Origin of the sequence: Candidatus Phytoplasma fraxini, assembly GCF_038024965.1 — a bacterium.
GTDB classification, from domain to species: Bacteria; Bacillota_I; Bacilli_A; order Acholeplasmatales; family Acholeplasmataceae; genus Phytoplasma; species Phytoplasma fraxini.
This window is the reverse complement of record NZ_CP146843.1, coordinates 587,721-598,519: the sequence shown is the minus strand read 5'-3', so window position 1 is coordinate 598,519 and position 10,799 is coordinate 587,721. Positions and strand designations below refer to the sequence as shown.

Sequence of the window (10,799 nt, the reverse complement as noted above, 5' to 3'; positions counted from 1 at the left end):
GATAAATTTTTTATATAAGGTTTTAAAAAAAATTATCAGAAAATTTATTTAAAATTTTCTGATATTGATATGAATTTAAAATACTAAACACTACAACTTTCACATTCAAAAATTTTTAATTTTTGGGTTCGAGTATAATAAAGGGTTTTAATACCTTTGTGTTGTGCATATAAATAATATCTTTGTAATTCGCGTGTTGTAATATCAGAAGTGATACATAATTCGAATGATATTCCTTGATCGATATGTTTTTGTGCTGTCGCGATCACATCAATCAATTTAAATTTATCCATTTTGTAAGCTGTTTGATACATGAAAGCATTTTCCGCTAAACCTGGGGCCGGGAAATAAGTTTTGGAATTGCCATAAGTTCTTTCTTCAATTAATTGTTTGATAGGAGTTAAAGATGGAGTTGCTGACATAATATAACCAATTGAACCATTAGGAGCAACAGCTAAGCGATGTGAATTATATAAGCCAAATTTAATCACATCAGCTTTTAATTGTTGCCAATCTTTATCAGAAGGGATGAATATACCTTCGAAAATTTGTTTAATTCGTTCAGAAGTCGGATAAATAGCTTTTTTATCTTTAAAATAGGTTCCATCAGCATATTTAGATTTTTCGAATTGAAAAAATTTAATGCCTGTTTTTTTTGCTTTCAAACAAGAATGAAGTAGAGAATAATAATTAACGATATTAAAAAATACATCTACTAATTCAATATTTTCTTTACTGCCGAAGGCAATCATTTCTTCAACGATAAAACCATGATGTCCCATAATACCCAAACCAACACTGCGATTTAATTTATTAGCTTTATAAACTCCTGGTACATGTTTAATACTTGTTTTATCAGCAACAGAATTCATAACATCCATAGCAGCAAAAACAGTTTCTTTAATCGCTTTATTTTTAATCATATTACCCATGTGCCCTGAAGATAAATTGCAAGAAACATCCATCCCAATTTTCTCTTTGTCTCTTTCATGATAAGATGCGTAATGGGAAGTTATTGTTGGTTGCAAAATTTCGGTACAAAGATTTGAAAATTTGATTTTCATTTCCGAAGTATTTTCTTTATTAGCATTATCACAAAACATTAAATAAGGATAACCACTTTCACCTTGTAATTGTGCAATTAATTCTAATAAAGAACGAGGATTTATAAATCTTTTTTTAACTCGTGGATCGTTTAATAAAATGTCATACCACTTATCCATTTCCACACTGATATCTGCAAAATTTAATTGATATACTTGATAAACAGTATGTGGATAAAAAAGAGCCATTTTTTCATTACGTTTAGCTAATTCAATCATTTTATTCGGAATTACTACTCCCAAAGATAAAGTTTTCAAACGAATATCTTCGTCGGCGTTTAATTTTTTAGAATTTAAAAAATCTTCAATATCAGAATGAAAAACGTTTAAATAAATAGCTCCTGCACCTAAACGTTGGCCCATTTGATCAGCATAGCGAAAAGCATGATCTAATAATTTAGCTACACCAATCACTCCTTTACAAGAGTTATTAATTTCTTTGATAGTTTCACCTTTGGCTCTTAAATTACTAAGATTAACTGAAACACCACCACCTATTTTAGATAATTGCATTGAAAATTCTAAAATACGTGAAATATCATTTAAAGAATCACCTGCTTCTAATAAAAAGCAAGATACAAATTCACCTCTTTTTTTTAAACCAGTATTTAATAAAGTAGGAGTTGCAGGAGTAAAATTTTGGTGTATTAAATTAGTAATTAATTGTTTAGCTAAGACAAAATCACCTGAAGCGTGATATAAAGCATTAATTACCAAACGGTCTTCATAAGTTTCAAGATATTTTTTTTTATCTCTTGTTTTCAAAGCATAATCTTTGTAAAATTTTAAAGCTCCTATGAAAGAAGGAAAACGAAAATTATGTTCGTAAGCTAATTGATAAATTTTTTTAATTTCTTCGTGAGAATATTTTTTCAAAAAGCCTTCTTCATAATAATGATTATTAATTAAAAATTCAATTTTTTCTTTTAAAGTAGGAAATTTTTTTAATTTTGGATTCACTTCTTCTTTAAAAAAAGCTTTTAAAGCTTCTTGGTCTTTATTTAAATCTTTAACATTACCTTCTTCATCAAGCATTTGATTATTTAAAATGATATAAGATGGTATTTTATTATAAATATTTTGGTCTTCTGTTTTTTTTTCTTTTAACCATTTTTTTAAGTATTCGATATCTTCTTTAAATCCTTTTCCTTCAAATTTTAAAACTAAAGGAATATTAAATTTTTCTGCAATTAAATGACCTGCTTTACCGAAATTTTTTCCATAATTTCGATTTCCTGAAACCGCAACACCTATTACTGAAGATGCATTTTTTTTTAAAAAATTTTCAGTATTTTCGGATATTTGTCCAAATTTAACAGTTTTAGTTACTAAAAAAATTTTTTCGTTGTTATGTTGGAAATTTTGAATATTTTCTGTTTTATATTCAGTAAATTCTTTGACAAAATCGAAAACATTTCCTTTTTCGTAACTATCAAAAACTATTTTTAAATCTTGTGAATTCATCATAGTTTCATACCTTTTTTCGAATATTTTTTATTTTTAAATTAATTTTTAGAAATTTATAAAATAAATATTTAAAAAAATAATTTAAAAATTTTAACAAAATATTATTTTATATATATAAAAATTATATACAAAAATATTATTATTTTTTATATATAAAATAAAAAAATTTAAAATTAAATTTATTTTTAATATTGTGATTTATTAAAAATTTTAAAAATAATTAAAGTTTATTTTTTTATTTTTATTATTTAAAATTGTTATTGTTGATAAGCGTCCAAAAAAGTTACTAACTTTTATTATTATGTTAAATTTATATTGAAAAAAGATTATAAAAAAAGAAAATATTGTTTTATAAATCAAAAGTTAGTCATATATTTTTGAAAGTTAGTCATATATTTTTGAAAGTTAGTCATATATTTTTAAAAGTTAATCATATATTTTTAAAAGTTAATCATATATTTTTAAAAGTTATTAATTCTTTTTAAGAAGATAAAACGAAAAAATAAATTTTTAAATTTTAATTTTGACTTCTTAAAAAAAGAATTTTTTGAAGAAGTCAAAATTAAAAGTCCCTAATTATAATTTAGTCATATTTTACAAAAATAAAAATTCTTTTAATGAATTCTTTTTATCGATATAAAAAAAATATTAAAAAAAGTTAGTCATATTTTTTTCAAAGTGACTAACTTTTTTTAATAAAAAAAATGAAAAAAATTTTGTTAAAATATTTAGAAAGTATAATAATTTATATAATTTTTTTATAAAATAATTTATTAAAATTAATTAAAAAGGATTTTTAAAAATGAAATTTTCGGAAGAAAATCATTATGATATTTTTAAAATTATTGAAGACGAAAAAGAAAGACAAGAAAAACATTTAGAATTGATAGCTTCTGAAAATTTTGTTTCTGAAGCGATTTTAAAAGCACAAGGAAGTATTTTAACAAATAAATATGCCGAAGGATATCCACAAAAAAGATATTATTGCGGTTGTGAAAATGTAGATGAAATAGAAAAAATAGCAATCGAAAAGGTTAAAAAATTATTTAATGTTAAATTCGCTAATGTCCAACCTCATTCAGGTTCTCAAGCAAACATGGCTGTTTATCAAGCTTTGTTAGAACCTAATGATGTTATTTTAGGAATGTCTTTAAATGACGGCGGTCATTTAACACATGGTTCGCGTATTAGTTTTTCGGGTAAATTTTTCCGTTCTTTTAGTTATGGAGTTTCATCTAAAACGGAAACAATTGATTATCAACAAGTAAGAAAAATAGCACTCGAAGTAAAACCTAAATTAATTATAGCCGGTGCTTCTTCTTATCCAAGAATTATTGATTTTAAAAAATTTAGAGAAATTGCTGATGAAGTAGGTTCTTATTTAATGGTTGATATGGCACATATATCTGGATTAGTAGCTACTGGTTTACATCCTTGTCCTTTTTTAGCTGGTGCTGATGTTGTCACTTCTACTACTCATAAAACTTTAAGAGGTCCACGAGGTGGAATTATTTTAAGTAATAATGAAGAAATTATGAAAAAAATAAATAAAGGTGTTTTCCCGGGCACACAAGGTGGACCATTAATGCATGTTATAGCAGCTAAAGCTATTTCTTTTGAAGAAGCTTTAAAAGAAGATTTTAAAATTTATCAACAACAAGTATTAAAAAATTCTCTTTCTTTAACGAATACTTTTCTTAAATTAGGTTATCGTTTAGTAAGTGGAACAAGCGAAAATCATTTAATTTTGATCGATCTAAAACAAAAACACCCTCATTTAAATGGAGAAATAGCTTCAAAAACTTTAAAAAAAGCTAATATTATTGTTAATAAAAATGTTATACCTTTTGAAAAAGAAAAAGTTTTTAATACTAGTGGTTTAAGAATAGGAACACCAGCGATGACTACAAGAGGTTTTAAAGAAAAAGAATTCATTGAAACAGCTCATTTAATAGATGAAATATTAAATAATTATCATAATGAAGAGGTTATCGAAAAGGTTCGTCAAAAAACATTATTATTAACCGAGAAATTCCTTTTTTATAATAAAAATTAATTTTTTTAATTAATTTTTAATTTTTATAAATGTTATAATAAAAAAGGAATATATTTATTAAAATATTTTATAAAAAAATAAATTAAAATAAATTTTAAATTTTTACGATTAAAAGTTATTTAAAATATAAAAAAATTATTGAAGGATTTTGTTTAATGAAAAAAAAAGAGCAACAACCAGAATTTTATGAAATTGAAGTCAATTGCGTTACTTGTGGACACAAACATCAAATTGGAACAACTGCTAAAGAATTTAAAGTTGAAGTTTGTTCAAATTGTCATTCTTTTTATACTGGAAAACAGGTTTTTGTAACTGTATCAGGGCAATTAGATAAATTTCATAAACGTTATAATCCTCAAAATAAAAAGAAAATAGTTATAGAAGAAGAACATAAATAATTTTTAAATTTTAAAATACGTTTGAGAAAAAGTGTTATAAAATGAAAATGGTTTTTAAAAAAGAAGGTTTTGTGGAAATCATTTGTGGACCCATGTTTTCAGGAAAAACAACGAAGCTAATTCAAAGAATTAAACTTTTTGAATCCTCAGGATTTCAATTTTTAGTTTTTAAACCTAAAATTGATGATCGTTATTCTTCAAAAAAAGAATTAATGACTCATTGCTTCCAATCTTTTCCTGCTTTATTAATAGATAAAAGCGATGATATTTTAAAATTTATAAATAAAGATATTGTTGCTTTGTTTATTGATGAAATACAATTTTTAGATCAAGGTATTGAAAAAATTTTAAATGATTTATCTTATCAAGGATTTTATATTATTGCTAGTGGTTTAGAACTTGATTTTTGTGGAAGACCTTTTGGTTCTATGAATTATTTATTATCAATTGCTGATAAAGTTATTAAATTAAAATCTTCTTGTGTTGTTTGTGGTAAAGAAGCAAATAGAACACAAAGAATAGTTAATGGTTTAGTTCCTAAAATAAACGATCCTATTATTTTAATAGGTGATGATAATTATCATGAACCACGTTGTAGAAAATGTCATAAATTTGAAGGATAATTTTAAAAATAAATAATTTTTATGGAAGAAAAACAATTTTTTTTTATAAAAGAAGCTTTTAAAGAAGCCCAAAAAGCTTTTTTAAAAGGTGAAGTTCCTGTTGGTGCTGTTGCAGTTTTGGATAATAAAATTATTGCCAGAGCTCATAATAACGTCGAAAAAAAGAAAATTTTTTTTGGTCATGCAGAATTTTTAGTTTTGCAAAAATTAAATAAAAAATTTAAAAATTATAGATTTAACGACATAATAATTTATACTACTTTAGAACCTTGTATAATGTGTATGGGCGCTTTGATCGCTGTAAGAATAAAAAAAATATATTATAGTGCAAATAATATAAGATTTGGTTTGTGTAATAATTTATCTTTGTTTAAAAAAGATATTAATTTTTTTTCTAAAATATCTTGTAAAATTAATTTTTTAGAAAAAGAAAGTGAATTTATTTTAAAAAAATTTTTTTCTAATCTTAGAAAAAAATAATTTTGGTTTTTTAAAAAAATCTCTTTAAAAATCACTATTCAATATAATAAAAAAGAATCTGGTCAGGACTTGATTGTAGCATCCATAATTTTTTGCTATATGTGAATAGTGATTTTTAAAGAGATTTTTCAAATAATGATTAAAAAAATATTTGTTTAATCATTTAATTTTAAAAACAAAGAGAAATGAAAAAAAGAAATGACTTTCGAAGGTATTGTTGTTGGTGGTGGTCATGCAGGTGTCGAAGCTGCTTTGGCATTGGCTAAAAAACATAAAACAGTTTTAATAACAGGTAATTTACAACAAATTGCTTCTTTGCCATGTAATCCTTCTATTGGAGGTCCAGCTAAAGGAGTTGTTGTTAGAGAAATAGATGCTTTAGGTGGAATAATGGGAAAAGCAGCTGATTTATCTCAAATTCAAATAAAAATGTTGAACACTTCTAAAGGACCTGCTGTTAGAAGTTTAAGAGCACAAATAGATAAATTAAAATATCCTCGAATTATTTTAAATATTTTGAAAAAAACACCTAATTTAACTTTATTAGAAGGTTTTGTTAATGATTTAATTATAGAAAATAATAAAGTTTTAGGAGTTAGGTTGAATGACGGCGTTATTATTAACAGTAAAGTAGTTATTTTAACGACAGGAACTTATTTAGCTAGTAATATTTTGATTGGCAAAAAGAAAATTAGTTCAGGTCCTAATAATTCTATTACTACTCACAATATTAGCAAACAATTTAAAGATTATGGTTTTGAGATTATTCGTTTAAAAACAGGTACTCCACCAAGAGTTAAAAAAAATACTATTGATTTTAGTAAAACTAAAATTCAAATAGGAGATAATATTTTGCAAACTTTTAGTTTTTTTTCTGAGATTAAAGAATTATCTATTCAAGAACCTTGTTTTTTATTGCATACTAATAAAAAAACTCATGAATTAATAAAACAAAATTTAGAAAAATCAGCTATGTATGGTGGTTATTCAGAAGGCAAAGGACCGCGTTATTGTCCTTCTATTGAAGATAAAATTATTCGTTTTTGTGATAAAGAAAGTCATCAAATTTTTATTGAACCCGAAAGTTTAGAATTAGATGAAATGTATCTTCAAGGGCTTTCAACGAGCATGCCAGAAGAAGTTCAAGAACAAATTTTAAAAACAATTCCTGCTTTAGAAAAAGCAGAAATTACAAAATATGCTTATGCTATCGAATATGATGCTTTTAATCCTAATCAGTTGAATTATAATTTAGAAACAAATAAGATCGAAAATTTATTTTTTGCTGGTCAAATTAATGGTACTAGTGGTTATGAAGAAGCAGCTTGTCAAGGTTTGATGGCTGGTATAAATGCTAGTTTAAAACTTGAAAATAAAGAAAGTTTAGTTTTAAAAAGAAACGAGTCTTATATTGGAGTTTTGATTGATGATCTAATTAATAAAGGCACAACAGAACCTTATCGTTTATTAACTTCTAGAGCTGAATTTCGTTTACTTTTAAGACATGATAATGCTGATTTAAGATTAACTCCTTATGGATATCAAACAGGATTAATAGATCAAAATCTTTACGATAAAGTAGAAAAAAAACGTGCTGATATCGAAAGTTTAAAAAAAGAATTAAAAGAATTTATTGTCTTTCCAAATGAAGTCAATTTAAATTTTTTACAAAAATATAATTCTTTAATTAAAGAAAAAATGAGTTTATATAAACTTTTAAAAAGAACAGAGTTAAAAATAAATATTATATTTTTTTTTATTGATGTGCATTATGATAAAGAAGTTTTAGAACAAACAGAGATACAAATCAAATATGAAGATTATATTTTAAAAACTGAAAAAGAAGTTCAAAAAAATTTATTTTTGGAAACCAAAAAAATACCTTTAGAAATTGATTATAATCAAATTCATAATTTATCTATGGAAGCAAAAGAAAAATTAACATTAATTAAACCTAATAATTTAGGTCAGGCGTCAAGAATATCAGGAGTAAATCCTGTTGATATTTCTCTTTTAAATGTTTATTTACAAAGATATAAAAATGTTATTTGAAAAATTATTAGTGAAAGATTTTGGTTTAAATACTTTTCAAGTAAAGCAGTTCAGACAATATTATTTGTTTTTGAAACAGTATAATCAAAAAATTAATTTAACTTCTTTAACAACTGAAAAAGATATTTATTTTAAACATTTTTATGATTCTTTGTTAGTTTCTAAAGTTTTAAATTTAAATCAAATAAATAATTTATTTGATTTAGGAACAGGAGCGGGTTTTCCAGGGATTCCTTTGAAAATTTTATATCCTAATTTAAAAATTTTTTTAATTGATTCTTCTTCTAAAAAAACAGTTTTTTTAGAATTATTAATTAATCATTTAAAATTATTAGATGTTTTTGTTTTTAAAGAAAAAATCGAAAATCATCCTAATAAATATGATTGTGTTATTACTAGAGCTTTAGGGAAAATAGAATTGATTTTGAAATTAGCTTCTTTAGTTGTGGTTGAACATGGTTATTTTATAGTTATGAAAGGTCCTAATTATGAAAGAGAATTACAAAATATAAAAAAAAATTACCACTTTAAATTAAAACAAAAGTTTTTTTTCGAATTACCTGAAAAGTTAGGAAAAAGAGTTAATTTATTATTTCAAAAAAAAATTTAATTTTTGTTGATAAAAAAAATCCAATATCATATCATTAATAATATGATATTGGATTTTTTATGTTTTTAATTTAGATTATAAAATTTTATTTAATATAATGTTTGTTTTGAAATAATGCTTGAAAATAAATAATTAAAAATAATTGCAATAATTTTTTTAATCAAATAAAATAATTAATTATTTACAACATTGTTTTCAGAATCAAAAGTTTGTATTAAACCTTTACCAATTAAATTAAAAGATAAAATAGTTAATAAAATAACAACAAAAGGTCCATAAAATAAATGAGGATAAAAACGCATATTATTTTTAGCAGAAGATAAAATATTACCCCATTCAGGGATAGTAGGATCAAGTCCTAAACCAATATAACCTAAACCAGAAATTGTTAAAATAACAGTTGCCATTCCAACAGTTATTTTTGTAATAATAATAGAATAAAGATGAGGTAAAATATGTTTTGTAATAATGTAAAAATTATTAGCTCCTAAAGCTTTCGAAGCTTTAATTAAATCTTTTTGTTTTATTTTTAAAGTATTAGCTCTTATGATACGAATAAAAGAAGGAATATTAGAAATACTTAAACAAATTATTAATGATAATTTGTTTTTTTCTAAAAAAAACATAATTATCATAGCTAAAATAATATCTGGAAAAACTACTAAAATATCACATATAAAATTAATAATATGATCAATAATTCCTTTGAAATAACCAGAAATAATTCCTAAAAAAGTCCCCAATAAACTCGCTAAAATAATAGCACAAAAACCTATTTGTAAAGAAATTTTAGCCCCTGCTAAAACGCGGCTAAATAAATCATAACCAGTAGAATCAGTTCCTAACCAATTAGTTGAATTATAACTTTGTAACGGTTTAAAAGAAGATTTATTAGGATTATAAAGCGATGTATAAGGAAATATACAAATAGTTAAACATAAAAGAATTAAAAAAACACTTCCGAAAAGAATATTTTTATTTTTAATATAGCTTTTCAAAATATTTTTAAAATTAATATAATATTGGATAATGTTTTTCATTTTAAGCAATAGTATCTTTCTGACATAATTTTTACCCTTTTATATTTATTTTTGGATCCAACCAAAAATAGATTAATTCCAAAAATAAATTCCAAATAGATATAAATAAAGCTAATAAAATAATACAACATTGAATTATAGGGAAATCTCTTTCTTCAAATGAAGTAATCATTAAACTTCCAATACCTTTGATATTAAATATATGTTCGGTAATAATAGCACCACCAATTAAAAAACTAAAAATTATGCCAATATGGGATAAAATAGGGATTAAAGCATTTTTTAAAGCATGTTTAAAAATAATTGTAGTTTTAGAAAGGCCTTTAGCATGAGCAACAGTAATATAAGGTTGTTTTAAACATTCTAACATAGTTGTTTGTGTTATTTTAAAAATAGAACCACTAATCGTTAAAGATAAAGTTAATATAGGTAAAACCATTTCTTTTGTAGTTTCGAAACCAGAGACAGGAAGCAAATTACTATAATATCCTAAATTAATTTGTAATAGAAAACCAATAACAAAAGTAGGCATTGAAACGATAATAATAGCTAAAAAATCAAGAAAAAAACTTTTTTTAGTACCTATATAAAAAGCACTTAATACTCCTAAGGTAATTCCTAAAAGAGAACCAAAAAAACAACTTAAAGCAGTTAATTTAAAGGTGTTAGTAAAAGCTTTTTTAAAAAGCTTTAAAACAGATTCTTTATTTCCATTATAAGATTTACCAAAATCAAATTTTAAAAAAATGTTTTGGAGATAATTTGTAAATTGCACAACAATAGGTTTATCAAGACCTAATTCTTTTTCTAATACTTTTCTTTCTTCAGGTGTTGGTCCTTTTTGTTCAAACATAGCAGAAATAGGATCGCTAGGAATCAATTTCATAGTAAAAAAACTAATAAATATAACTATTATAAATAATATAGTAGTATAAGATATCTTTTTTAAAATATATTTTTTCAAAAATTT

General features: G+C 23.5%; 9 protein-coding genes and 1 other RNA gene. 7 read left to right on the top strand and 3 right to left on the bottom strand.

All coding sequences use genetic code 11. From position 1 onward, the window contains the following. Nucleotides 1-83: 83 nt before the first annotated feature. Nucleotides 84-2,567: a class 1b ribonucleoside-diphosphate reductase subunit alpha gene (gene nrdE / locus AADV48_RS02925; RefSeq protein WP_341266569.1), complete on the bottom strand. Its 2,484-nt coding sequence runs from the start codon at nt 2,565-2,567 to the stop codon at nt 84-86. A gap of 805 nt (nt 2,568-3,372) precedes the next feature. Here nrdE and glyA point away from each other — a divergent pair. From glyA to rsmG, 7 genes are all read left to right on the top strand, one after another. Next, nucleotides 3,373-4,626, top strand: a complete 1,254-nt coding sequence (glyA, locus tag AADV48_RS02920; protein ID WP_341266568.1) for a serine hydroxymethyltransferase — start codon at nt 3,373-3,375, stop codon at nt 4,624-4,626. 155 nt (nt 4,627-4,781) lie between these two features. Next, nucleotides 4,782-5,024 carry a 50S ribosomal protein L31 gene (rpmE, locus tag AADV48_RS02915; protein ID WP_341266567.1) on the top strand — a complete coding sequence of 81 codons (243 nt, stop codon included), beginning with the start codon at nt 4,782-4,784 and terminating at the stop codon, nt 5,022-5,024. Nucleotides 5,025-5,065: 41 nt separating this feature from the next. Beyond that, entirely contained in the window at nt 5,066-5,647 is a 582-nt protein-coding gene (locus tag AADV48_RS02910) for a thymidine kinase (protein WP_341266566.1), read from the top strand. A 21-nt stretch (nt 5,648-5,668) separates the two neighbouring features. Beyond that, complete coding sequence (locus AADV48_RS02905; protein WP_341266565.1) at nt 5,669-6,127, top strand: nucleoside deaminase; 459 nt, start codon at nt 5,669-5,671, stop codon at nt 6,125-6,127. Between the two features lie 25 nt (nt 6,128-6,152). Then, nucleotides 6,153-6,248: signal recognition particle sRNA small type (ffs, locus tag AADV48_RS02900), an RNA gene on the top strand. A 77-nt stretch (nt 6,249-6,325) separates the two neighbouring features. Continuing rightward, the gene (mnmG, locus tag AADV48_RS02895; protein ID WP_341266564.1) at nt 6,326-8,179 is read left to right on the top strand and encodes a tRNA uridine-5-carboxymethylaminomethyl(34) synthesis enzyme MnmG; all 1,854 of its coding nucleotides are present in this window, start codon (nt 6,326-6,328) and stop codon (nt 8,177-8,179) included. Beyond that, a complete protein-coding gene (gene rsmG / locus AADV48_RS02890) occupies nt 8,169-8,789 on the top strand; it encodes a 16S rRNA (guanine(527)-N(7))-methyltransferase RsmG (protein WP_341266563.1) in 621 nt (206 codons plus the stop codon). The genes mnmG and rsmG overlap by 11 nt, the downstream gene beginning before the upstream one ends. Nucleotides 8,790-8,962: 173 nt before the next feature. Here rsmG and AADV48_RS02885 read toward each other — a convergent pair whose 3' ends face one another. Together AADV48_RS02885 and AADV48_RS02880 are read right to left on the bottom strand one after the other, a co-directional pair. Further along, a complete protein-coding gene (locus AADV48_RS02885) occupies nt 8,963-9,829 on the bottom strand; it encodes an ABC transporter permease (RefSeq protein ID WP_341266562.1) in 867 nt (288 codons plus the stop codon). Between the two features lie 31 nt (nt 9,830-9,860). Further along, a complete protein-coding gene (locus AADV48_RS02880) occupies nt 9,861-10,793 on the bottom strand; it encodes an ABC transporter permease (RefSeq protein ID WP_341266561.1) in 933 nt (310 codons plus the stop codon). Nucleotides 10,794-10,799 lie beyond the last annotated feature (6 nt).

Excerpts from the sequence above, each read along its gene's own strand:
- rsmG (WP_341266563.1), top strand. The coding sequence starts at position 8,169 with ATGTTATTTGAAAAATTATTAGTGAAAGATTTTGGTTTAAATACTTTT.
- AADV48_RS02885 (WP_341266562.1), bottom strand. The coding sequence starts at position 9,829 with ATGAAAAACATTATCCAATATTATATTAATTTTAAAAATATTTTGAAA.
- AADV48_RS02910 (WP_341266566.1), top strand. The coding sequence starts at position 5,066 with ATGAAAATGGTTTTTAAAAAAGAAGGTTTTGTGGAAATCATTTGTGGA.
- mnmG (WP_341266564.1), top strand. The coding sequence starts at position 6,326 with ATGACTTTCGAAGGTATTGTTGTTGGTGGTGGTCATGCAGGTGTCGAA.
- AADV48_RS02905 (WP_341266565.1), top strand. The coding sequence starts at position 5,669 with ATGGAAGAAAAACAATTTTTTTTTATAAAAGAAGCTTTTAAAGAAGCC.
- nrdE (WP_341266569.1), bottom strand. The coding sequence starts at position 2,567 with ATGAATTCACAAGATTTAAAAATAGTTTTTGATAGTTACGAAAAAGGA.
- glyA (WP_341266568.1), top strand. The coding sequence starts at position 3,373 with ATGAAATTTTCGGAAGAAAATCATTATGATATTTTTAAAATTATTGAA.
- rpmE (WP_341266567.1), top strand. The coding sequence starts at position 4,782 with ATGAAAAAAAAAGAGCAACAACCAGAATTTTATGAAATTGAAGTCAAT.